The sequence below is a fragment of the Thioalkalivibrio sp. ALJ16 genome (assembly GCF_000377345.1).
Lineage (GTDB): Bacteria > Pseudomonadota > Gammaproteobacteria > Ectothiorhodospirales > Ectothiorhodospiraceae > Thioalkalivibrio.
This window is the reverse complement of record NZ_KB898046.1, coordinates 72,743-93,918: the sequence shown is the minus strand read 5'-3', so window position 1 is coordinate 93,918 and position 21,176 is coordinate 72,743. Positions and strand designations below refer to the sequence as shown.

The 21,176-nt window shown below is 66.4% G+C and carries 24 protein-coding genes and 1 tRNA gene; 3 read left to right on the top strand and 22 right to left on the bottom strand.

The annotated features are described in order from the left end of the window. The 12 genes from D000_RS0109705 to D000_RS0109650 form a co-directional block, all read right to left on the bottom strand. Positions 1 to 258 (bottom strand): transposase family protein (locus D000_RS0109705; RefSeq protein WP_018873251.1); only part of this gene is annotated, 258 nt, incomplete at its 3' end. 132 nt (positions 259 to 390) lie between these two features. Continuing rightward, a tRNA-Pro gene (locus tag D000_RS0109700) sits at positions 391 to 467 on the bottom strand. A gap of 98 nt (positions 468 to 565) precedes the next feature. Beyond that, positions 566 to 922 carry a MerR family transcriptional regulator gene (locus D000_RS0109695; protein WP_018873336.1) on the bottom strand — a complete coding sequence of 119 codons (357 nt, stop codon included), beginning with the start codon at positions 920 to 922 and terminating at the stop codon, positions 566 to 568. Then, the gene (locus tag D000_RS0109690) at positions 906 to 1,205 is read right to left on the bottom strand and encodes an integration host factor subunit alpha (protein ID WP_018873335.1); all 300 of its coding nucleotides are present in this window, start codon (positions 1,203 to 1,205) and stop codon (positions 906 to 908) included. Before D000_RS0109690 ends, D000_RS0109695 begins: the two co-directional genes overlap by 17 nt. Before the next feature lie 3 nt (positions 1,206 to 1,208). After that, positions 1,209 to 3,569, bottom strand: coding sequence for a phenylalanine--tRNA ligase subunit beta (pheT, locus tag D000_RS0109685; RefSeq protein WP_018873334.1), 2,361 nt, complete (start codon positions 3,567 to 3,569; stop codon positions 1,209 to 1,211). Beyond that, positions 3,569 to 4,597 (bottom strand): phenylalanine--tRNA ligase subunit alpha, encoded by a 1,029-nt coding sequence (pheS, locus tag D000_RS0109680; protein ID WP_026279895.1) that lies wholly within the window; start codon positions 4,595 to 4,597, stop codon positions 3,569 to 3,571. The genes pheT and pheS overlap by 1 nt, the downstream gene beginning before the upstream one ends. 142 nt (positions 4,598 to 4,739) lie before the next feature. Next, positions 4,740 to 5,099: a 50S ribosomal protein L20 gene (gene rplT, locus D000_RS0109675; protein WP_018873332.1), complete on the bottom strand. Its 360-nt coding sequence runs from the start codon at positions 5,097 to 5,099 to the stop codon at positions 4,740 to 4,742. A gap of 20 nt (positions 5,100 to 5,119) precedes the next feature. Next, positions 5,120 to 5,317: a 50S ribosomal protein L35 gene (gene rpmI / locus D000_RS0109670; protein WP_018139157.1), complete on the bottom strand. Its 198-nt coding sequence runs from the start codon at positions 5,315 to 5,317 to the stop codon at positions 5,120 to 5,122. A 102-nt stretch (positions 5,318 to 5,419) separates the two neighbouring features. Continuing rightward, positions 5,420 to 5,938: a translation initiation factor IF-3 gene (gene infC, locus D000_RS0109665; RefSeq protein WP_196800603.1), complete on the bottom strand. Its 519-nt coding sequence runs from the start codon at positions 5,936 to 5,938 to the stop codon at positions 5,420 to 5,422. Positions 5,939 to 5,958: 20 nt separating this feature from the next. After that, the gene (thrS, locus tag D000_RS0109660) at positions 5,959 to 7,875 is read right to left on the bottom strand and encodes a threonine--tRNA ligase (RefSeq protein ID WP_018873330.1); all 1,917 of its coding nucleotides are present in this window, start codon (positions 7,873 to 7,875) and stop codon (positions 5,959 to 5,961) included. Between the two features lie 138 nt (positions 7,876 to 8,013). Continuing rightward, on the bottom strand, positions 8,014 to 9,003 hold the full coding sequence (locus tag D000_RS0109655; RefSeq protein ID WP_018873329.1) for an MBL fold metallo-hydrolase: 990 nt from the start codon (positions 9,001 to 9,003) through the stop codon (positions 8,014 to 8,016). Between the two features lie 116 nt (positions 9,004 to 9,119). Then, entirely contained in the window at positions 9,120 to 9,818 is a 699-nt protein-coding gene (locus D000_RS0109650) for a TVP38/TMEM64 family protein (protein ID WP_018873328.1), read from the bottom strand. Positions 9,819 to 9,904: 86 nt separating this feature from the next. Here D000_RS0109650 and D000_RS0109645 point away from each other — a divergent pair, with 86 nt between their 5' ends. After that, entirely contained in the window at positions 9,905 to 10,891 is a 987-nt protein-coding gene (locus D000_RS0109645; RefSeq protein ID WP_018873327.1) for a serine/threonine protein kinase, read from the top strand. 18 nt (positions 10,892 to 10,909) lie between these two features. Here D000_RS0109645 and D000_RS0109640 read toward each other — a convergent pair whose 3' ends face one another. The 6 genes from D000_RS0109640 to sdhC all read right to left on the bottom strand — a co-directional run bounded on the left by D000_RS0109640 (position 10,910) and on the right by sdhC (position 15,784). Further along, complete coding sequence (locus tag D000_RS0109640) at positions 10,910 to 11,866, bottom strand: NifU family protein (RefSeq protein WP_018873326.1); 957 nt, start codon at positions 11,864 to 11,866, stop codon at positions 10,910 to 10,912. After that, positions 11,820 to 12,074 (bottom strand): succinate dehydrogenase assembly factor 2, encoded by a 255-nt coding sequence (locus D000_RS0109635; RefSeq protein WP_018873325.1) that lies wholly within the window; start codon positions 12,072 to 12,074, stop codon positions 11,820 to 11,822. The genes D000_RS0109640 and D000_RS0109635 overlap by 47 nt, the downstream gene beginning before the upstream one ends. A 136-nt stretch (positions 12,075 to 12,210) precedes the next feature. Continuing rightward, positions 12,211 to 12,912: a succinate dehydrogenase iron-sulfur subunit gene (locus tag D000_RS0109630; protein ID WP_018873324.1), complete on the bottom strand. Its 702-nt coding sequence runs from the start codon at positions 12,910 to 12,912 to the stop codon at positions 12,211 to 12,213. A gap of 381 nt (positions 12,913 to 13,293) precedes the next feature. Then, positions 13,294 to 15,069: a succinate dehydrogenase flavoprotein subunit gene (gene sdhA / locus D000_RS0109625; RefSeq protein WP_018873323.1), complete on the bottom strand. Its 1,776-nt coding sequence runs from the start codon at positions 15,067 to 15,069 to the stop codon at positions 13,294 to 13,296. Next, positions 15,066 to 15,404, bottom strand: coding sequence for a succinate dehydrogenase, hydrophobic membrane anchor protein (sdhD, locus tag D000_RS0109620; protein WP_018873322.1), 339 nt, complete (start codon positions 15,402 to 15,404; stop codon positions 15,066 to 15,068). Before sdhD ends, sdhA begins: the two co-directional genes overlap by 4 nt. Further along, complete coding sequence (sdhC, locus tag D000_RS0109615) at positions 15,401 to 15,784, bottom strand: succinate dehydrogenase, cytochrome b556 subunit (protein ID WP_018873321.1); 384 nt, start codon at positions 15,782 to 15,784, stop codon at positions 15,401 to 15,403. The genes sdhD and sdhC overlap by 4 nt, the downstream gene beginning before the upstream one ends. Before the next feature lie 188 nt (positions 15,785 to 15,972). Between sdhC and D000_RS0109610 the strand changes: the two genes are divergently transcribed. Together D000_RS0109610 and D000_RS14305 are read left to right on the top strand one after the other, a co-directional pair. After that, entirely contained in the window at positions 15,973 to 17,019 is a 1,047-nt protein-coding gene (locus tag D000_RS0109610; RefSeq protein WP_018873320.1) for a folate-binding protein YgfZ, read from the top strand. Between the two features lie 3 nt (positions 17,020 to 17,022). Beyond that, positions 17,023 to 17,187 (top strand): hypothetical protein, encoded by a 165-nt coding sequence (locus D000_RS14305; protein WP_018873319.1) that lies wholly within the window; start codon positions 17,023 to 17,025, stop codon positions 17,185 to 17,187. Positions 17,188 to 17,230: 43 nt separating this feature from the next. Here the strand turns inward: D000_RS14305 and D000_RS0109600 are convergent, their stop codons facing one another. The 4 genes from D000_RS0109600 to D000_RS0109585 all read right to left on the bottom strand — a co-directional run bounded on the left by D000_RS0109600 (position 17,231) and on the right by D000_RS0109585 (position 20,847). Next, complete coding sequence (locus D000_RS0109600; protein ID WP_018873318.1) at positions 17,231 to 18,679, bottom strand: FAD-dependent oxidoreductase; 1,449 nt, start codon at positions 18,677 to 18,679, stop codon at positions 17,231 to 17,233. Further along, positions 18,679 to 19,059 (bottom strand): DUF302 domain-containing protein, encoded by a 381-nt coding sequence (locus D000_RS0109595; RefSeq protein ID WP_026279892.1) that lies wholly within the window; start codon positions 19,057 to 19,059, stop codon positions 18,679 to 18,681. The genes D000_RS0109600 and D000_RS0109595 overlap by 1 nt, the downstream gene beginning before the upstream one ends. A gap of 65 nt (positions 19,060 to 19,124) precedes the next feature. Beyond that, complete coding sequence (locus tag D000_RS0109590) at positions 19,125 to 20,264, bottom strand: acyl-CoA dehydrogenase family protein (protein WP_018873316.1); 1,140 nt, start codon at positions 20,262 to 20,264, stop codon at positions 19,125 to 19,127. A 34-nt stretch (positions 20,265 to 20,298) separates the two neighbouring features. Next, positions 20,299 to 20,847: an OsmC family protein gene (locus D000_RS0109585; RefSeq protein ID WP_018873315.1), complete on the bottom strand. Its 549-nt coding sequence runs from the start codon at positions 20,845 to 20,847 to the stop codon at positions 20,299 to 20,301. Positions 20,848 to 21,176 lie beyond the last annotated feature (329 nt).

Sequence of the window (21,176 nt, the reverse complement as noted above, 5' to 3'; positions counted from 1 at the left end):
GCAGTGCTCGCACCACACCCGGCGACGCGGCACCACCAGCACCACCCGGTACTCGAACAGGGGAAGATCCCGAACCCGCCGCAGCGTCGTCTCGTGCACCTGACGCGTCCGGTGCCCGCAGCGTTCGCAGTGCATCCACTGCCGCGTCGGCTTCAGGTGCAGCTCCAGCGTGCCGCCGGCCTCCTCCGGCCACACCGCACGTTCCAGCCGATAGCCTTCCCAACCGCCCAGCTTCTGCAACGTCTTCTTGTCCAGCATCCCGCTCTCCCGCGTCCAATCCGGCTCCACGCGAGATTACGATGCCATTCAACGCTCGAATACCTCCCCGGTATCCTTCGATGAACCATAAAAAAGGCCGCTCGAAAGCGGCCTTTTTCAATCCTGCGGTTTTGGTCGGGACGGCAGGATTTGAACCTGCGACCCTCTGCACCCCATGCAGATGCGCTACCAGGCTGCGCCACGCCCCGAAGCCGCGAATCATAGCGGATTCTCGACCTCCACGAAAGCACCGAACCACACTTTCCACCTGCAGCCGGCCCGTGGGCCCCGTGCGCGGCGGCCGGTCTCAGGCGCGCAGCACCTTCAGGATCGACTCGAGCTCGGAGATCGTGTCCTGGATCACCTGGCGGGCCTGCTGGCGATCACCCCTGGCCTCGTCACCGGAGAGCTTCTGACGAGCACCGTTGATGGTGTAGCCCTCTTCATACAGCAGCGCCCTTATCTGCCGGATCAGGATCACATCCTGGCGCTGGTAGTAGCGTCGGTTGCCGCGCCGTTTGACCGGCTCGAGCATCGGGAACTCCTGCTCCCAGTAGCGCAGAACGTGCGGCTTCACCTGACACAGTTCGGCGACCTCGCCAATAGTGAAGTAGCGCTTGCCCGGGATCGCCGGGAGTTCCTGATGGTTACTCGCCTCCAGCATAGCTCTCCACCCGCTCGCGCAGCTTCTGGCCGGGGCGGAAGGTCACCACCCGCCGGGCCGATACCGGGATCTCTTCCCCCGTCTTGGGGTTGCGGCCGGGCCGCTGATTCTTGTCACGCAGGATGAAGTTGCCGAAACCGGACAGCTTCACGCCCTCGCCCGCTTCCAGCGACTGGCGCATCTCCTCGAAAAACATTTCGACGAATTCCTTGGCCTCACGCTTGTTGAGACCCAGTTCTTCATTCAGCGCGGCGGCCAGATCCGCCTTGGTTACAGCTGCCATTGGCTATTGTCTCAGGGTTGCGTTGAAGCGGGCCTGAAGATGCTGCACCACCGCGGCGGTGACACTGACCACATCCTGTTCGCCTAGGGTGCGATCAAAAGCCCGCAAAATCAAGCCCAAAGCCAGGCTCTTTTCGTCCGGATTCAAGCCCTTGCCCCGATAGACATCGAACAGGCGCACGCCCTGCAGCAGGTCCAGGTCGAGTTCATCGATCGCCGCGAGCACGTCGCCGGCTGGAACCGAATCCGCCACCACCAGCGCCAGATCGCGGCGAATGGACGGATAGGCCGACAGCGGCTGAAACTGCACCACCGGTGCCCGCGCCACAACCGTCGCATCGAGATCGAACAGATACACCGACTCCACATCGAAGCGCTCGCACAGCGCCGGGTGCAGGCGCCCGACCCAGCCGACCGGCTTGCCACCCACCAGCACCCGCGCGGACTGCCCGTCATGCAGAGCGGGATGCACCTCCGCACGAAAGCCCGGCTGGCCATCCACCTGCGCGCACAGCGCCTCGACCACGCCCTTGGCATCGAAAAAGTCGAACCGGCGGCTTTCGCCCTCCCAGGACTCCGGACCAGCATGGCCACCCAGCAGGCCCGCGAGACGCGGCTCCTGGCGCAGTCCGGAGGCATCCGGGACAAAGCGCAGCCCATGCTCGAACAGGCGCAGATCGGACTGTTGCCGTGCCTGATTGTAGGCCGCGGTGGTCACCAGCCCCGGCCACAGGCCCGGGCGCATCACCGCGAGATCCGAGGAGATCGGGTTGGCCAGTGCCAGCGGTTCGACCTCCGGATAGAAGGCCTTCGCGGCCTCGCGCGCGATGAAGCTGAAGCTGATCACCTCGTGGAACCCGCGGCGGGCAAGCCCGGCACGCAGGGCCCGCAGACCGTCCGTGGTGCTCGCCGGGGCGACCGGCTGTGGCAGCGTCTGCGGCAGCCGGTCATAGCCATGCACCCGGGCCAGCTCTTCAATCAGATCCTCTTCGCGCGCGAGATCGAAGCGTGCCCGCGGCGGGTGCACCATCCAGCCCTCGTCGCCCGCCTGTACCCGGCAGTCCAGCGCCGAAAGGATCCGTTCGACCTCGTCTGGCGCCAGCGCCAGACCAAGCAGGCGCTCGATCCGTCCGAGGCGCAGCGCAATGGCCTGTTCCGCGTGCGAGGCCGGGACCTCGCCGCTCTGAACCACCGGCCCGCACTGGCCGCCGCAGATCTGCAGGAGCAGGTGCGTGGCGCGCTCCATGGCCTCGGGCACGAGCGTCGGATCGACACCGCGCTCGAAGCGATGCGAGGCATCGGTATGCAGGCCGTGGGCGCGGGCCCGGCCGGCCAGGGCCCTCGGGGTGAAATGGGCACACTCCAGCACAACCCGCGTGGTGGCCTCGTCCACCGCGCTCGCGGCCCCTCCCATCACCCCGGCCAGGGCCTGTGCCTCGGCGTCGTTCGCAATCACCAGATCGCGCGGCGAAAGGGTCACGGTCTGATCGCCACCCAGCAGCGTCAGGCGTTCCCCTTCACGCCCCCAGCGCACGCGAATGCAATCCCCGACGCGGCCCGCATCGAAGGCATGCAGGGGCTGTCCCAGTTCCAGCATCACGTAATTGGTGACATCGACAATCGCGCTCAGCGGACGCACGCCCGCGCGTCGCAGCCGCTCGCGCATCCACCATGGCGTCGCGGCCCCGGCATCGAGGCCTTCCAGCACGCGTGCGGCATACAGCGGGCAGGCGGCCTCATCCTCGACCTCTACCGCGACCCGGGCCGTCCCTGCGACCGGCGCAGCCTCGATGGCCGGCGTCTGCAGCGGCCGATCCAGCAGTGCCGAACACTCGCGTGCAATCCCGCGCATGCCGAGACAGTCGGCCCGGTTCGGGGTCAGATCGACCTCGAGGATGGTGTCATCCAGCCCCAGCACCGCCCGCAGATCCGCGCCGGCCTCGAACTCCGCCGGCAGCGCCATCAGCCCCTCGGCGTCCTCGGCAAGCCCCAGCTCGCGTGCCGAGCACAGCATCCCCGCAGAGGCGACGCCGCGCAGTTTCGATTTCTTGATCTTGAAGTTGTCGGGCAGCACCGCGCCGACCACGGCGACCGGTGCCCGCATCCCTTCATGCACGTTGGGCGCCCCGCAGACAATCGTCAGCGGTTCATCCTCACCCGCATCCACGCGGCATACGCGCAGGCGGTCGGCATCCGGATGCGGTTCTACCGCCAGCACGTGTCCCACCCGCACGCCGGTAAATGCCGGTGCGGCCGCCTCCATCGCATCCAGCTCCAGACCCGCCATGGTCAGGCGGTGTCCCAGCTGTTCCGGGGACTCGTCAAACTGCAGCCATTCCTGCAGCCATTGCACACTGATACGCATTAGCCTGTCTGCCCGAATTGCCCGATAAACCGGATGTCGTTGTCAAAGAACAAGCGCAGATCATTCACCCCGTGGCGCAGCATCGCCATGCGTTCGACACCCAGGCCGAAGGCAAAGCCGGTGTACTGCTCCGGGTCGATATCGACATGGCCCAGCACGTTCGGGTGCACCATGCCGCAGCCCATCACCTCCAGCCAGCCGGTATGACTGCACACCCGGCAGCCCTCGCCACCGCAGTGCACGCACTGGATGTCGACCTCGGCGGACGGCTCGGTGAACGGGAAATACGACGGCCGAAAGCGCGTAGCCAGGTCGTCGCGCTCGAAAAAGCTCTGCAGAAAGGCACTCAGCACGCCGCGCAGATCCGCGAAGGTGATGCCGGTATCCACACACAGGCCTTCCACCTGGTGGAACATCGGGCTGTGGGTCAGATCGGAGTCGCAACGATAGACCCGACCCGGCGCAATCACCCGCAGCGGCGGCTTCTGCTGTTCCATCGTCCGGATCTGTACCGGGGAGGTATGGGTCCGCAGTACCCGGTGGGCGTCGAAATAGAACGTATCGTGCATCGCCCGCGCGGGGTGGTGTTCGGGAATATTCAGGGCCTCGAAGTTATGGAAGTCGTCCTCGACCTCCGGCCCCTGCGCGACCTGAAAACCCAACCCCGCGAAGAACGTCTCAATCCGTTCCAGCGTCTGCGTGATCGGGTGCAGAGCACCCTCCCACTGCGGCCGCCCGGGCAGCGTCACGTCGATCCGTTCGCGCGCCAGCTGATCCGTCAACGCGCTCTGCGCCAGCGCAGCCTTGCGCGCATCGATCAGGCCGGACACCTCGGCCTTGGCCTCGTTGACCTTCTGACCGGCAGCCGGGCGTTCCTCCGCCGGCAGCTTGCCGAGCTCCTTCAGCTGGGCGGTAATCGCGCCCTTCTTGCCCAGGTACTGCACCCGGACATCATCCAGCGCCTTCAGGTCCGTGGCCGCCTCGATGCGGTCACGGGCCTCGGCGACGAGCTGTTGCAGTTGCTCCACGCGCATTTCCCCGAAAGTGGTGGGCGGCGGCTGCCCGCCGTCCCGGTATTCCGTGTTCCCGAAACAAAAAAGGGAGGGCGTCGACCCTCCCCTTTCCGGGACCCGCCAGGCAGCGCCCGGCGGGTAATCCTGCAGGACCTCGTCAGGCCGGCAGTGCGGCCTTGGCCTGTTCGGCGATCTTGCCGAAGGCGGTCAGGTCGTGCACGGCCAGATCGGCCAGGCTCTTGCGGTCGATCTCGATCTCGGCCTTCTTCAGACCGTCCATCAGGCGGCTGTAGGACAGATCGAAGTGGCGGGCCGCCGCATTGATGCGGACGATCCACAGGGCCCGGAACTGACGCTTTTTCTGGCGACGGTCACGGTAGGCATACTGGCCGGCCTTGATGACGGCCTGGTTGGCAACGCGGAAGACGTTCTTCCGGGCGCCGTAGTAGCCCTTGGCCTGCTTGAGGACCTTCTTGTGACGGGCGTGAGCGGTTACACCGCGCTTGACTCGTGGCATGTCTTTCTTCCTCGGTCAGATCAACGGTACGGCAGCATTTTGCGCACGGCGGCGACATCCGCCTCGTGCACCATGGCCGGACTGCGCAGTTGACGCTTACGCTTGGTGGATTTCTTGGTCAGGATGTGGCTGCGGTGCGACTGGAACCGCTTGAACTTCCCGGACCCGGTACGGGCGAAACGCTTGGCCGCACCCCGATTGGTCTTGATTTTCGGCATTGCTCTCTCCGGCATTTTGGGCCGTACCCAACTCGGGCCGGCCGTTTGTGAAAAGGCGATGCGGGTATGCGGAGACCCGACCGCCCTTGTTGTCTGACCGGCCTACTTCTTCTTGCCGGTCAGCACCATGATCATCTGGCGTCCTTCCATCTTCGGTCGCTGTTCCACGACCGCGATATCGGACATGTCCTGCTCGATCTTGTCCAGCAACTCGCCACCCAGCTCCTGATGGCGCATTTCGCGCCCGCGGAAGCGGATGGTCACCTTGCCCTTGTCGCCGGCCTCGATGAAGCGGCGCAGGTTGCGAATCTTGACCTTGTAGTCGCCCTCGTCCGTACCCGGACGGAACTTCACTTCCTTGATCTGGATCTGCTTCTGCTTCTTCTTGGCTTCCTGCGCCTTCTTCGCCTGCTCGAACTTGAACTTGCCGTAGTCCATGATCCGGGCTACGGGCGGTTCGGCGTTGGGCGAGATCTCGACCAGGTCCAGACCGCTCTCCGCGGCCATTTCCAGGGCCTCTGCAGTACTGCAGACGCCGCGATTCTCGCCCTCGGCGTCGATCAGTCGAATCTGCGGACAGGTGATCTGATCGTTCAGGCGGACCGTTTTCGCTGCGCTAATAGCCTTTTCTCCAGTTCGGTTCAGTGATGGCGACCGGCGACCTCCTCCCGGAGGTGCTCGCCGAAGGCCTCGACGCTCATCACGCCCAGGTCTTCGCCGCTTCGCGTGCGCACCGCCACCTGACCGTTTTCCATTTCCTTGTCACCAAGGACCAGCAGGTACGGCACGCGCTTCAGCGTGTGCTCGCGAATCTTAAAGCCGATCTTCTCGTTTCTCAAGTCCGCCTCGACCCGGAAACCCTTGTCGCGCAGCGCTTTGGTCACCTCTTCGGCGTAGGCGTCCTGGCGCTCGGTGATGGTCAGCACCTCGGCCTGCACCGGGGCCAGCCAGGTCGGGAAGTGCCCGGCGTAGTGTTCGATCAGCACGCCGAAGAAGCGCTCCACCGAGCCCAGGAGCGCGCGGTGGATCATGATCGGGCGCCGGCGCTCGTTGTCTTCGGCCACGTATTCCATGTCGAAGCGCTCGGGCAGGTTGAAGTCCAGCTGCACCGTGGAGCACTGCCACTCGCGGCCAATCGCGTCGTGGATCTTGATGTCGATCTTCGGGCCGTAGAAGGCGCCGCCGCCCTCGTCCACCGAGTACTCCAGCCCCTTCTTCTCGATCGCGGAGCGCAGCGACGCGGTCGCGTGCTCCCAGATCTCGTCGGAGCCGACGGCGTCTTCCGGCTTGGTCGAGAGGTTCACGTCGAACTTCTCGAACCCGAAGGTCTGCAGGACCTCCAGCGTCAGGTCGATCACCGCCATCACCTCGGCCTCGATCTGGTCCTCGCGGCAGAAGATGTGCGCATCGTCCTGGGTAAAGCCGCGCACGCGCATCAGCCCGTGCAGCGCACCGGACATCTCGCGGCGGTACACCGTGCCCATCTCCGCCCAGCGCAGCGGCAGATCGCGGTAGGAATGCAGCCGGTCCTTGTACATCAGCACATGGAACGGGCAGTTCATCGGCTTGAGCTGGAAGGCCTGGTGCTCGTCCTCCATCGGCTCGTACATGGATTCCGAATAGAAATCCGCGTGACCGGAGGTCTTCCACAGCTCCAGGTTCGCGATGTGCGGCGAGACGACGAAGTCGTAACCCGCCTTCTCGTGCATGTCGTACCAGTACTTCTCGATCTCGCGGCGGATGCGCGCGCCCTTCGGGTGCCAGAACACCAGGCCGCCGCCGGCCTCATCCTGGATCGAGAACAGATCCAGCTCCTGGCCGATCTTGCGGTGGTCCCGGCGCTCGGCCTCCTTCAACCGGTCCAGGTATTCCTTCAGCTGGTCCTTGTTCGCCCAGGCGGTGCCGTAGATGCGCTGCAGCATCTCGTTGTCGGAGTCGCCGCGCCAGTAGGCACCGGCCACCTTGGTCAGCTTGAAGGCCTTCAGCTTGCCGGTAGACGGGATATGCGGGCCGCGGCAGAGATCGACAAAGTCGCCCTGCTTGTACAGCGAGATGTTCTCGCCCTGCGGGATCGACGCGATGATCTCGGCCTTGTACGCCTCGCCCATGTCGCGGAAGTACTTCACCGCCTCGTCACGGTCCATCAGCGAGCGCTCCACCGGCAGGTCCTGCTTGGCCAGCTCCTTCATGCGCTTCTCGATCTTCTCCAGATCCTCCGGCGTGAAGCCGCGGTCATAGGCGAAGTCGTAGTAGAAGCCGTTCTCGATGGTCGGACCAATGGTGACCTGCGCCTCGGGAAAGAGCTGCTTGACCGCCTGCGCCATCAGGTGCGCAGTCGAATGCCGGATGATCTCCACCCCCTCCGGGTCGCGGTCGGTCACGATCGCGACTTCCGCGTCATCGTCGATCTCGTGGCGGGCATCCACCAGCTGGCCGTTCACCTTGCCGGCCAGCGTCGCCTTGGCGAGACCGGGACCAATGTCCTTGGCGACATCCAGCACGGTGACCGGGTGATCGAACTCGCGGCGGCTGCCGTCGGGGAGGGTTACTGCGGGCATTGCGAGGCTCCTTCGCCGACCCATACGCGGGGTCGAGCGTCGCGTGTCAGAAAGAATTTGAAGTCGCCGGAAACGACGACAGCGCGAAGGATACCAGACCCCCGCGCTGTCGCCCACGAACCCTGTTTGCGGGCAGGATTACATATTCTCTTCGATGAACAGGTAGGTCCGGTTCACATTGGGCCGGTGCCAGTCGTCGTAATGGCGCAGATGCTGGAACGCCTCAAGGTCCGCCAGCCGCTCCACCACCTCGTCCAGCGACTCCCAGTCCTCGATCCCGGCCTTCACTTCACGCACCAGCAACTCAAGGTAGTCACCGGTATCCTGACGCGCCTCGGCCAGGTCGGTGGCCCGCCCGTGGCCCGGTACCACGATCTCCGGATCGATGGACTCCAGATGCCGGAAGGCCTCCAGCTTTTCCACCGGATTGCTCCAGGGGTGGATGCCCAGCATGCGCTCGGTGTAGACGATGTCGCCGGTGAACACGACATCTTCGCCGGGCAGGTGGACCATGATATCGCCCGGGAAGTGTGCATCCCCGGCATAGATCAGTTTGAAGTCTACCCCACCGACCGTCAGGGTATGTTCATCCGCATCTATCGGGTTCGGGGCCGGGACCGGCGCAGTCCCCTCCATGGCATCTTCTCCCACGGCATTTGCCAGGGACATGATCTGCCCCTCGCCGCGTTCGGCCTGCGTGGCGGCGGTGCGCGCCAGCGCGACCAGCTCCGCACCCTGCTCGTGGAAGTAGCCGTTGCCCAGCCAGCGGTGATCCTGCGAGCCCACCGAGATCACATGCGTGATCGGCTGATCCGTGACCTCGGCGATGGCCTTGGCCATGCGCCCGGCCACCTTGTAGCCGGGGCCCGAGTCGATCAGGACCACACCGTCGTCGGTCACGACAAAACCGGTGTTGTTGGTGAAGCCGAGATTCTCCGGCGTGCGGTTCTCCAGCGAGCCGTAGAAATACCAGACGCGATCCGTGAGCTGGATCGGCTCCAGCACCTTCTCGATGGGCCGGTCCCGGGGCTCTTCTTCGGCCTGCACCGCCGGCGCCAGCAGCAGGACCGCCAGCAGCACACCGGTGACCCGTGCCAGCGCGCTGGAATGGATGGGAGTCGAAATCATCGGCAAAGTCTCCTGCTATTGAGTCGATCACCCCGCAACGGGCGGTGATCGTCGGGGCGGCGCGGCCGTTCCACTCGCGCACCGAATCCCGATCCTGTCGCCAGAGAATATCTGAATCAATGCATATTATGGCGCACGGCCCGTCTGCGCCAGGCGCGCACAATCCGGCGCGCCAAGAGCGGAAACAGCCCGATCGCCGTCAGGGCCGCCAGCATGCCAACGGAGATCACCTCGGTAGTGGAACCGAGCTGCGCAAGCTGCGTGCCGGCGAAGGCGAACAGCGCCGTAGCCGGCAGCATGCCCAGCAACGACACCCAGAAATAGGTCCAGGCACGGATCGGCACCAGCCCCATACCGGCGTTGACCACCGCAAACGGCAGCACCGGCGTGATGCGCAGCGCGAACAGATAGAAGGCCCCCTCCTCTCGGAAGCCGCGGTCCAGCACCTGAAGGCGATGGCCGAAACGCCGCTGCACCGGCGCCCGTGCCAGCGAACGGGCCAGGAGGAAGGTCAGCGTCGCCCCCAGCGTCGAGGCCACGGACGAAAGCACAGTCCCCGCCACGGCCCCGAAGATCGCCCCGCCGGCCAGGGTCATGATCACGATCCCCGGCACCGACAGCGCCGCCACGAGTACATACAGCAGAAAAAACCCGACGCCCATCGCCAGTGGCCGCGCCTCGCGCCACTCGAGCAGCCGTGCCTGCGCCGCCTGCAGGCGTTCCAGCTCCAGCAGACGCCCGGCATCCGTCACCAGCAGGATCACGAGTCCCGCAAGCGCCAGCAACGCCAGCCACCACCATCGGTATCGGTACATCCCGTCTCCTGCCGCAGCTGCTTCGCGTCGAACGCCATTGTGCACGAGCGCTATCACCGAACCTGCCCGCACCGTACACTGCCGGCATGAATCCGCACCCCTACGAGGCACTCACCCCCGCGCTGATCCTGGATGCGGTGGAGACCACCGGCCTGCGCTGCGACGGCCGCCTGCTGGCCCTGAACAGCTACGAAAACCGTGTCTATCAGGTCGGGATCGAAGACGCCACACCGGTGATCGCCAAGTTCTACCGACCCCTGCGCTGGTCAGCCGCAGCCATCCGCGAGGAACACGCCTTCAGCCTGGAGCTGGCTGCGCGCGAGGTGCCGGTGGTCGCCCCGCTGGGCGACACGAGCGGCGAAACGCTGCATGAGCATACCGGCTTCCTGTTCGCGGTCTACCCGCGCTGCGGCGGCCGCGCGCCGGATCTGGAGCAGCGCGACACGCTGGTCCGGATCGGGCGCTTCATCGCCCGCATTCACGAGGTCGGCCGCGCGACCCGCTTTCGCGAGCGCCCGGTGCTGGATCCGGTGCCGCGTGGCGAGGAGGCACGCCAGGACGTGCTCGCCTCCGGCTATCTGCCACTGGAACTGGAATCGGTCTACCGCGACCTCAGCGCCGACCTGCTCCAGCGCATCCAGCGCACACTCGACAGCATTGGCCCGGTGCAGCAGCTGCGCCTGCACGGCGACACCCACCCCGGTAACATCCTGTGGACCGAAGACGGGCCGCATTTCGTGGATCTGGACGATGCCTGCACCGGTCCGGCAATGCAGGATCTGTGGATGTTCCTGTCCGGCGAGCCCCCGGAGATGGCCTGGCAGATGCAGGCCCTGCTGGAGGGCTACGAGACCTTCGTACCGCTGGATCGGCGCGAGCTTGGGCTGATCGCCCCGCTGCGCACCCTGCGCATCCTGCGGCATGCCGCCTGGCTGGCACGCCGCGCCGACGATCCCGCCTTCATTGACGGCTTCCCGGTGTTCTACACCCCGCGCTTCTGGGAGGATCACATCCTCACCCTGCGCGAGCAGGCCGCCGCGCTGGACGAGCCCGCCTTGGATCTTGGCTACTGAATAGCCGTCGTCGGACGGTCAGAAGGTATTGGCAACGCTGGCCACGCCCGGCGCGCGCGAACGCACGAGGCGCTCCACCACATTCTTGAGGTCCAGCGTCGAGCGTGGGCAGCCCACGCAGGCCCCCTTGAGCCGCACCCGCACGGTACGCCCGTCCAGTTCCACGAACTCAATATCGCCCCCGTCCTGCATCAGGATGCGCCGCGCCTCCTCGATCGCGGCGCGCACCGCATCCTCGTCGATCGGGCCATCAGCCGGCACGTCCGCGGCCTCGCGCGCAGCGAAGGTCTGGGCACGATCCAGGCGCAGCGCAAGCTCGGGGTCGAGTTCCTCGATCGCGTCGAGTTCTTCCTCGCTGTAGACGTGATCCGGTTCGTCGCTCAGCAGATGCGAGACATCCACCATCACCTGCGCATTGTCGGGTCCAGCCATGCTCGGGCCTCCGGAAAATCGGCTTCGCGTCAGTATAGCAACGCCCCGTGCCAGCCCGGCGCGAAGCCGCACCCGCCAGCCGGGTTCCGCCATGTCGCCCGCGGGCGGCCAGAGCAGGCGTGCCCGCAACCGGCGCAGGTCCTGCGGATGCATCCGCCCCGGGTACAGCCACAGCCGCCACACCCGGCCGCTGGCAGGGGCGCGCACAACCAGGACCACCAGCAGGCGCAGCACCCGGGTGGCGGGCAGGATCTCGACCCAGACCACCTGCTCCTGCCGCAGCCCCTCGGCCGTTGCCAGCCAGGTGCCCCCGTCCGGCGTCTGGCCCAGCCAGCTCCAGGGGGGCGGCCGCGACCACCATTGCCAGCCCCAGCCCGCCGCCGCCAGCCCGATCACCGGGAACAGCGCCCACCACAAGCTGTACACCCCGACATAGGCGATCACCGCCAGCAGCAGGGTCAGCTGGCCGGCAAGCACCAGGCGCAGGAACAGCGGATCAGGAAGGAGGCGCAGCCTGAGCGGCGGCGCGGATCGCCGGGACAAGCCGGGCTATCCCGTCGTCCACCGTGGTCTGGCGACCCATGACCACATCCAGCAGCACATTGTCGGGGTAGTCGAGCAGGCGCTCGAAGGCATCGCGACCCTCCTGGTCCAGTTGCGCATATCCCTGCGCGAGAAACTGCCCGAGCAGCCAGTCGTTCTCCAGCATGCCGCGGCGGCAGCGCCAGCGGATGCGGCTGTCAGGTTCCATCACCAAAAAACCCGACCAGGCCCCCTGTAGGAGCCTGCTCGCAGGCGAAGCCCCTGCCCGCGTCCGACATTGGCAGGGGCATTCGCCTGCAAGCAGGCTCCAACAGGGGCTGAACCACCATTGTGCAGCAGTTCGCTCACAGCGATTTCTTGAGCATGGTGCGGCGAATGTCGCTGATGGCCCGGCTCGGGTTCAGGCCCTTGGGGCAGACCTGCGTGCAGTTCATGATGGTGTGGCAGCGGTAGAGCTTCCAGGCATCGTCCAGCTCGGCCAGGCGGTGATCGGTGGCCTCGTCGCGGCTATCCTGGATGAAGCGCGCGGCCTGCAGCAGCGCGGCCGGGCCGAGAAACTTGTCCGGGTTCCACCAGTACGACGGGCAGGCGGCGGAACAGCAGCCGCACAGGATGCACTCGTACAGTCCGTCCAGCTGGTCACGATCTTCGGGGCTCTGCTTGCGCTCGACCTCGGGCTCCGGGCTGTCGTTGACCAGCCAGGGCTCGGCCTTGCGGTACTGGTCCCAGAAGTTGCCCATGTCCACGATCAGGTCGCGGATCACCGGCATCCCCGGAAACGGGCGCAGCGTGACCGGTGCCTCCAGGTCCGCCAGCGGCGTGATGCAGGCCAGGCCGTTCATGCCGTTGATGTTCATGCCGTCGGAGCCGCAGACCCCGTGTTGGCAGGAGCGGCGAAAGCCCAGCGAGTCGTCTTGCTCCTTCAGCAGCAGCAGGGCGTCCAGCAGCATCATCCCCGGCTCGACCTGGTCGTCGGGCAGGGTGAAGCGCTGCATCTTCGGCAGCGTGTCCGTCTCCGGGTTGAAGCGGTAGATCGAGAATTCCATCCGTCTCTTCCTCTAGGGAAACACTGATCAATGCACGCGTTCGCGCTCGAGTCGCTTTTGCGTGCGAACAAGGCGCGGCGACTGCCGTGCAGTCATTCTGCACAAGGGAGCCGCAACGCCGTGCGCGCGCCCGTTTTTGATCAACAACGGGCGGCCGAGCCCCTTCGGGGTTGGCACCCCAGGTTCCCCGATCCTGCGTTGCGCCCAGAATCCATCAGAAACGGGCGGGTAGAACCACTACCCGCTGCCCGACGCGCCTTGTCTCGGAAAACCTGGGGTGCCAACGCGAGCGTGTGCATTGATCAGTGTTTCCCTAGCGCGTGCCGCTGCGATTCGCCGCGCGAATCGTATCCCGCGCCGCATTGCATTCCCGGCGGGCCATCAGTACACCCGCTCCTTCGGCGGGAACGAGGCCACGGTGTTCGGCTGGGTGCGCACCGGCTTGTAGTCGAGGCTGTCGTCCGCCAGCGAGTACAGGCTGTGCTTGAGCCAGTGCTGGTCGTCGCGCTCGGGGAAGTCGATGCGCGAATGCGCCCCGCGGCTCTCCTCGCGCCCCAGCGCGGAGCGGATGGTCGCGATCGCACAGTCCATGAGGTTCTCCAGCTCCATCGCCTCCACCCGTGCGGTGTTGAAGGTGGCCGAGTGGTCCGCGATCACCGCGTGGTTCAGGCGCTCGCGCAGCGCGCGGACCTTCTCCACGCCCTCGCGCATCACCTCGTCGGTGCGGAACACCGAGCAGTGGTCCTCCATCACCTTGCGCAGTTCGCGCTTCAGCGGTTCCACCTGCTCGGCGGAGCCATCCCCTGGATCCTTGCGGTCCCAGCGCGTCAGCCGCGCCATCGCCTGCTCCACCGCCGTCTCGTCCAGAGCCCGGTGATAGCGGTTCTCGGCCAGGTATTCGAGGATGTGGTTGGCCGCCGCGCGCCCGAACACCAGGATGTCCAGTAGCGAATTGCCGCCCAGGCGGTTGGCCCCGTGCACCGAGACACAGGCAGCCTCCCCGGCCGCGTACAGCCCCGGCACCGGGTCCTCCGGGGTGTCCTTGACCGGCGCCACCACCTGGCCGAAGCGGTTGGTCGGGATCCCGCCCATGCTGTAGTGGCAGGTCGGGAACACCGGGATCGGGGCCTCGATCGGGTCCACGCCGAGGAAGGTCATGCTGGTCTCGCGGATGCCCGGCAGGCGCTGCATGATCGTGTCCGCGCCCAGGTGGCGCAGGTCCAGCAGCACATGGTCGGCGTTGCGCCCGCAGCCGCGGCCCTCGCGCACTTCGGTGGCGATGGAACGACTGACCACGTCGCGCGAGGCCAGGTCCTTGGCCCGCGGGGCATAGCGCTCCATGAAGCGCTCGCCCTCGGAGTTGATCAGGAACCCGCCCTCGCCGCGCGCGCCCTCGGTAATCAGCATGCCGCGCCCGGCGATCCCGGTTGGATGGAACTGCACGAACTCCATGTCCTCCAGCGGCACGCCGGCGCGCAGCGCCATCGCCATGCCATCGCCGGTGTTGATCAGGGCGTTGGTGGTGGTGCGGAACAGCTGCCCCGCCCCGCCGGTGGCGATCAGCGTGGTCTTGGCCTCGATCACGATCGGCTCGCCGGTCAGGATCTCGAAGGCCAGCACCCCGAGCACGAAGCCCTGCTCGTCGCGCAACAGGTCCACCGCGAAGTACTCATCGAAAAAGTGCGTGCGCGCGCGCAGGTTCTGCTGGTACAGCGAGTGCAGGATCGCGTGCCCGGTACGGTCGGCCGCCGCACAGGTGCGCGCCGCCTGGTCCTGGCCGAAGTTCTGGCTCTGCCCGCCGAATGCGCGCTGGTAGATATTGCCGTTGTCCAGGCGCGAGAACGGCACGCCGAAGTGGTCCAGCTCGTAGACCACCTTGGGCGCGGCGCGGCACATGTACTCGATCGCGTCCTGGTCACCCAAATAATCCGAGCCCTTCACGGTGTCGAACATGTGCCAGTGCCAGGAGTCCGGCAGCACGTTCGCCAGCGCGGCATTCACCCCGCCCTGCGCGGCGACCGTATGCGAGCGCGTGGGAAACACCTTGGAAACCACCGCGACCTTGGCATCCCCATTGGAAAGCTGCAGTGCGGCACGCAGGCCCGCACCGCCAGCGCCGATGATCAGGGCGTCGAACTTGCGCCGTGTAACCTTCATGAAAGCCCCGCACGAATCAGGATGAACAGGGCCCAGAGCCCCAGAAGGATCAGCGCGCCCGCGCTCACGGACAGCACCGCGAGGCGCGTGCCCGGCGGGTGCACGTAGTCCATGACCACGTCACGCAGCCCGATCCAGGCGTGCAGCAACAGCGCCAGCACGAAAAGAGCCGTCAGCAGCCCGACCAGTGGGTGCCCGACGGTAGCCTGCCAGGTGGCATGATCGACCGGCGGGGCAAAGATGAAGTAGCCCAGCGCCAGAATGAGCCACAGACCGATGTAGACCGCCGTCAGCCGCTGCAACAGCCAGGCACGCTGTCCCGACAGCAGCCTCACAGCAACAGCCCCAGCCAGACCGCCACCGCGGCGAAAAGCCCTGCGTACAGCGCATCACGCGCGGTACGCAACGAACCCTCGCGGTCCTCGCCAATGCCGAATTCCATCAGCAGATAACGGATACCGGCGAACAGGTGGTGCATCAGCCACCACACGCCGACCAACAGGACCAGCGCGCCCAGCGGGTGCCGGATGATGGCCGCCGCCTGCTCGAAGCCGGCCGGGCCGGAAAGGGAACGGTCGGCAAGCCACAACAGCACCGGGATCGCGAGGATCAGGAAAACACCGGTCACGCGGTGCAGGATTGAAACCACGGCATTCAGCGGCAGTCGGATCTTGCGAAGATCCAGAAAAACGGGCCGTACCGGCTGCTGCGCCATGCCACCTCCTGCACGAAAGATTGGTTGTGTCGGGCTGACACCCTGCAAAGGGTTCGTCTACTATCGACCCGCTTGGTTCAGCCGGGCACCCGACCTGTGTTGAGCTTATCACCTCAATCCGCTTCCGTGACCCCGCTGCCCGCTTTCGGCCGGGGCCACGGAATGCGCGCTGTCACGGGAGACTTCCGATGCGCGAAGACTGGAAAAAGCACCTGATCGATGCCGGCGCCGAGTTCGAGGAGGACGACCTCCTGCACTACGGCAACCCGGAGCGCGAGCGCCGTATGGCCGTCAACGGCGAGGTGATCTGCGACCTCTCCCACCGCGGTCTGCTGGAGGTGCGCGGCGATGACGCCACCGACTTCCTGCAGGGGCAGTTCGGCAATGACATCCACGCGGTGGACGCGCAGCACAGCCAGCTCTCCAGCTACTCCAGCCCCAAGGGGCGGGCCTATGCCGTGTTCCGCGTGCTGCGCACGAAGGACGGCTACCTGCTCGAGATGCCCGCAGACCGGACCGAGCCGGTCGCCAAGCGCCTGCAGATGTTCGTGCTGCGCGCGAACGTGATCATCGAGCACGCCGGGGACTCCCGCATCCACTTCGGCTTTTCCGGGCCGGATGCCGAGAAGGAGCTGACCAACGCCCTGGGCGCGTGCCCCGGCGCGCCCGAGGAGGTAATCGAGAAGAATGGCGTGACCGTCGTCCGGGTCCCCGGACTGCACCCGCGCTTCGAACTGTTCGGCGAGATCGACGCCATGCGCCGTGCCTGGGACAGCCTGAACGTCCACGCAGCCCCGGTGGGCCCGCGCGACTGGTCACTGCTGGACATCCTTGCCGGCGTCCCCACGGTCGTGGAGGAAACCACCGAGATGTTCGTACCGCAGATGCTGAACCTGCACGCCCTTGGCGCGATCAGTTTCGAGAAGGGCTGCTACCCGGGGCAGGAGGTGGTGGCGCGCATGCACTACCTCGGCAAGCTCAAGCGGCGCATGTTCCGCCTGGCCATCCACACCCAGACCCCGCCGCAACCCGGCTCGCCGGTCTTTCGCGCGGACGGCAAACCGGAACAGTCGGACGGCGAGATCGTCGCGGCCGAACTCCACCCGGACGGGCTCTACTCCGCCCTCGCGGTCGTGCAGGTGGCCGCCGCGGAAGGCGAACTGCGCTGGGGTGCCCCGGATGGTGCAACGGCCGAGGTGGTCGGTCTCCCCTACGCCGTCCCGGAAGGAGCCTGACGCATGCGCTTCCTGTTCTTCTTTTTCGTACTGATCCTGCTGGCGCTATGGGCGGCGTTTTTCAGCCGCCCGAACAACCCCACGCTTTCCAACTGGCTGTACGTGGTGGCGGGTGTGCTGGCCGTGCTGTTCCTGGTCGGCTACCTGAGACTGGATGGCGTGATCTAGCAAACCCGGTCGGAACCTGGCCCCTTCCCGCCACCGCCAGGCCTCAAGAGGCCAGGCGGGTGCGGTGCTCGTCGCGAGCAGACACGGGCTCGCCCAGACGCCGTTCCAGCTCGCGCACGCCGCGGGCATGGACCCCGGACAGCGCGAACCCCGCCAGCCGACCCCCGGCGTGAAACTCCAGCTGGCGCCCGGCGCTATCACCGACGATCTCGACCCACTCGCCCGCGCCCGCATCATTCTGCTGCGGCGGGCACACGTTCAGTGGCAGGCTGGCGGTCTTGACCTGCACGATGCCCGCATCCGGCTGGTAGGCCGTGGGCTCGCCGGAGAGGGTTCGTGCCAGCGCCGCTGCCTGCCCGCGCAGGGTCTCCACATACGGCCGCAGGCGGCCGTCGAACTCGCAGCCATCGCCCAGAGCGTGGATCGCCGGGTCTGTGGTGCCGAGGAAGGCATCAACCTCGATGCCGTCGTTACACGCCAGCCCGATGCGCTCGGCCAGTTCCCGGTTGGGCACCAGACCCAGGGCGCTGATCACGACCTCGGCCGCAATCGTCTCTCCGCCCGCCAGGGACAGGCGGAGACTGTCCTGTGCGCCCGCCTCAATCCGCTCCACCGTTGCCCCGGTATGCCACTGCACGCCGCGCGCATCGAGCGCCGTGCGCAGGTCATCCGCCAGTACCGGCGGAAGCAGCCCGGACAGAGGCCCCGGCGCACACTCAACCAGTGCCACCGGATAGCCTCCGGCACTCAAGTCATCCGCCAGTTCGCAGCCCACGAGACCGGCGCCGATGATCGCTACCCGGGTCTGATCCGGGGCGGTATCGCGCGCCTCCAGGGCCGCGCGCAGGCGGCGGTAGTCATCCAGATGATTCACCACCAGCGGGGCCTCGGCACCACCGGCAAACGCCATCTGTCGCGGCCGTGCCCCGGTCGCCAGCACCAGCTGTCCGTAGGGAATCCCGCCGCGCGCGGTAATCACGCGCTTGCGTTCGCGCTGGACGTCCAGCACCCGCAGAAACGGCATCAGCTCAATGCCCAGGCGGGCTGCGCGCGCCGGTCCGGTCTCCTCGACCAGGTCCGCTGGCACCACCTCGCGCTGGATCGCATTGGAAAGGCGAGGCTTGCTGTAGTAATCGCCGGAATCCGCGGTGATCAGGCGGATGGTGCGCCGCGGATCCCGCTCGCGCAGGGACTCGGCCAGCGCCCAGCCCGCCATGCCACCACCGATGATCACGACCGCGTCCGGGTCGTTGCCGCCGTCGGGCCCGCTCCAGGCGCTTGCCACCGCAGTGGTATCGGTCTCGGCCGCGCGCGGCTCCAGGGCCGTGAAATCGGCCTTGGTCACGTTGCAGTCGGGGCAGTACCAGTCATCCGGGATGTCCTCGAAGCGGGTACCGGGTGCGAGCCCGGAATCCGGATCGCCCTTGGCCTCGTCGTAGATGTAGCCACATACCTTGCAGATGTAGCGTTTGAAATCGTCGGTGTCGCTCATCACGCGGCCTCCAGGCTGTCGAGAATGGCCTGCAGTTTTGGATCCAGCTCGGCCCCGAGGGCCTGCAGGTCGGGCACTTCCCATGGGGCAAACACCGCACTGGCCGGACGCGTGCTGACCCGCAGGACATCGCCCTCACCGGAGACATGAATGCGCAGCGGGATGTCGATGCCCGCGGGCTTGCAGGCCTGCCAGACCCGCACGGCATAGCTCGGGTGGAACACCTCGAGAATCTGGTCGGTCGGGACCTCGACCCCGATCTTCGCCGCATTGGCCTGGCCGTTGATATGCGAGACCAGTTTCAGGCCCTGGGCCTCGATCGCCTGCTTCAGCCGTTCCACGGCGGTCTCCGGGTCCATTCGGGTGGTCGTTTGCAACATGGGAATTCCTTGGATTCGGGGCACGGCCCCGGTCGCGCCGGGGCCGGCCGGGTTGGGGCGCGGGCTCAGTGCGCGTGAATCCGCGCCAGCTCCTTGCGCAGGTGCTTGATCGCCGGCGTCACAATGGCCACGAAGTACGACTCGCGCAGCTTGCGCTGGGCCGCGGCATCCGCCTTGTAGCCACGCGCACCGCAATGCAGCAGCGCGGACTGCGAGGCCCGCAGCGACATCTCGGAGCCGGTCAGACGCATCTGCAGTACGTCGGCAAAGAACGCCTCGGAGTCATCAAACGGGGTCTCCGCCAGCGCATAGCACGCGCTGCGGGCATCCTCCAGCGCCTCCTCCAGCTCGCCCACCTGGTCATCCAGATAGCCGTTCACATGCGCCAGGGTCTCGTTGGCCTCGCGCATGGTCTGGATGCAGCCGTCGATCAGCCCCAGCCCCATGCCCATCTGCAGCAGCACGAAGCCGGGACGGATGCGGCGGATGTACTCCGGCAGCGGGTCGGCGAGGATGTGGGCATCCGGCACAAACACCCGGTCAAAGTGGCAGCCGAAGGTGCGCGAGCCCTCCAGCGCGGTGAATTCCGGGCAGGCGGTCAGGGTAAAGCCGGGGTCGGCGCAGTTGATCAGCGCCATCAGCGGCCGCGGATTGCCATCGGTGGTGCGGAAGATGGCACCGAAATAGTGATCCTTGCCCAGGTTCGAGACCCAGGGCAGCGCGCCGGAGACCACGTAACCACCATCGACCCGCTCGGCCGTCAGTTTCAGGTCCTCGATATTGGCGAACCACTTCATCGGATTGGACAGAGCGGTGGCGCCCAGCGCCTCGGCGTTGGCCAGCTTTGGCAGGGCCTCGCGCTTGAGCACCTCGGAGGCACTGTTCTCGACATACCAGGCGCAGGCGTTCTGACACCAGGCGACAAAGCCGGTGGTCATGCACTCGGCGGAGATCACCTCGGTCGCGCGGATGGCCCCGGCGATATCGGTGCTTGCCATCGCATTCTGGCTGGCCAGATGACGGTTGAACGCGCCAAGGCGGCCGGCCTCGCGCAGGAATTCCTCGGGGTAGACACCTTCGCGGTCGATACGGGCAGTCAGCGGTGCGAGATCGCGTTCCACCAGCGCCTTCAGCGGGGCGTCGGCGTCCGCCGGCCCTGCGGCCGGCGACACCCCCGCCTGTTCATCAGTACGGGTTTGCAGCATGGATTTTCTCTCCCGTTCGGGAATGGCGGGTGGTTCAGGCCAGCTCGACGCTGACGTTCACCGGGTTGCGCATGGTGTTGGCCACCGGCGACCAGAAGTCGGCATGGGCGACCAGCTCCTTCAGCTGTTCCTCGGTGGCATCACCCTCGAGGTGAGCCTTCACGCGAATGTCGGTAAAGCCCAGGCGCTTGTTCACATCGGTATCACCCACGCCCCAGACGGCGGTGACGTTGATGTCGCCCTCAAGCGTCAGCTCCAGCTTGGTCAGGGTGATCCCGCGGTCGATCGCGTTGGCATGCATGCCGACGGACAGGCAGGCGCCCAGGCTGGCCAGCGCGGCCTCGGAGGGGTTCGGGGCGGTGTCGTCGCCCAGCAGGTGCGGCGGCTCGTCGATCACGTGGGCCTCGAGATCACGCACGAAGGTCAGGTTGCGGAACTTGCCCTCGCAGACCGTGGTGGCCTTCAGGGTCACGATGTTCTCGGGGTTGGCCTTGCCCTTGGCGGCCAGATTGTTCAGGCCGTCATGGTCGATCGGCTCCAGTGCGTTCATGGACAGGGAGGTGGTGGCTTCGGCTACGGACATGATCTTGCTCCTCACGGTTATCGGGTCGGGCCCGGCCTGACGCCGGGTCGTCCAATCCAGTGCGAAAGCCGTGCCAAAACTGTGCAAAGCGCGCCATGAAGCCACTTTCCGACCTTCCCGCCCTCACCCGACCGAAGTCGCTACATGACACTTCGCCCACTTTGTCCATCCGAACCGGACCAATTGTCCGCTGTGTCCATCAAGATCCGGCCACGCTCGCCGCCACTCCCACCCAGCCCACTCCCCACGCCACATCGAAAACCCGCTCTGCAAAGCGGTTTACGGCCACAGACGACGGATCACCCCACCTGGCATCCGACATTTGGCAC

Excerpts from the sequence above, each read along its gene's own strand:
- D000_RS0109600 (WP_018873318.1), bottom strand. The coding sequence starts at position 18,679 with ATGAGCGACACCGACGATTTCAAACGCTACATCTGCAAGGTATGTGGC.
- D000_RS0109635 (WP_018873325.1), bottom strand. The coding sequence starts at position 12,074 with ATGGAACCTGACAGCCGCATCCGCTGGCGCTGCCGCCGCGGCATGCTG.
- D000_RS0109595 (WP_026279892.1), bottom strand. The coding sequence starts at position 19,059 with ATGTTGCAAACGACCACCCGAATGGACCCGGAGACCGCCGTGGAACGG.
- rplT (WP_018873332.1), bottom strand. The coding sequence starts at position 5,099 with ATGCCACGAGTCAAGCGCGGTGTAACCGCTCACGCCCGTCACAAGAAG.
- D000_RS0109590 (WP_018873316.1), bottom strand. The coding sequence starts at position 20,264 with ATGCTGCAAACCCGTACTGATGAACAGGCGGGGGTGTCGCCGGCCGCA.
- thrS (WP_018873330.1), bottom strand. The coding sequence starts at position 7,875 with ATGCCCGCAGTAACCCTCCCCGACGGCAGCCGCCGCGAGTTCGATCAC.
- D000_RS0109695 (WP_018873336.1), bottom strand. The coding sequence starts at position 922 with ATGCTGGAGGCGAGTAACCATCAGGAACTCCCGGCGATCCCGGGCAAG.
- D000_RS0109610 (WP_018873320.1), top strand. The coding sequence starts at position 15,973 with ATGCGCGAAGACTGGAAAAAGCACCTGATCGATGCCGGCGCCGAGTTC.
- D000_RS0109585 (WP_018873315.1), bottom strand. The coding sequence starts at position 20,847 with ATGTCCGTAGCCGAAGCCACCACCTCCCTGTCCATGAACGCACTGGAG.
- sdhA (WP_018873323.1), bottom strand. The coding sequence starts at position 15,069 with ATGAAGGTTACACGGCGCAAGTTCGACGCCCTGATCATCGGCGCTGGC.
- D000_RS14305 (WP_018873319.1), top strand. The coding sequence starts at position 17,023 with ATGCGCTTCCTGTTCTTCTTTTTCGTACTGATCCTGCTGGCGCTATGG.
- D000_RS0109650 (WP_018873328.1), bottom strand. The coding sequence starts at position 9,818 with ATGTACCGATACCGATGGTGGTGGCTGGCGTTGCTGGCGCTTGCGGGA.
- D000_RS0109690 (WP_018873335.1), bottom strand. The coding sequence starts at position 1,205 with ATGGCAGCTGTAACCAAGGCGGATCTGGCCGCCGCGCTGAATGAAGAA.
- D000_RS0109645 (WP_018873327.1), top strand. The coding sequence starts at position 9,905 with ATGAATCCGCACCCCTACGAGGCACTCACCCCCGCGCTGATCCTGGAT.
- D000_RS0109630 (WP_018873324.1), bottom strand. The coding sequence starts at position 12,912 with ATGGAATTCTCGATCTACCGCTTCAACCCGGAGACGGACACGCTGCCG.
- pheT (WP_018873334.1), bottom strand. The coding sequence starts at position 3,569 with ATGCGTATCAGTGTGCAATGGCTGCAGGAATGGCTGCAGTTTGACGAG.
- sdhC (WP_018873321.1), bottom strand. The coding sequence starts at position 15,784 with ATGGCGCAGCAGCCGGTACGGCCCGTTTTTCTGGATCTTCGCAAGATC.
- D000_RS0109655 (WP_018873329.1), bottom strand. The coding sequence starts at position 9,003 with ATGATTTCGACTCCCATCCATTCCAGCGCGCTGGCACGGGTCACCGGT.
- rpmI (WP_018139157.1), bottom strand. The coding sequence starts at position 5,317 with ATGCCGAAAATCAAGACCAATCGGGGTGCGGCCAAGCGTTTCGCCCGT.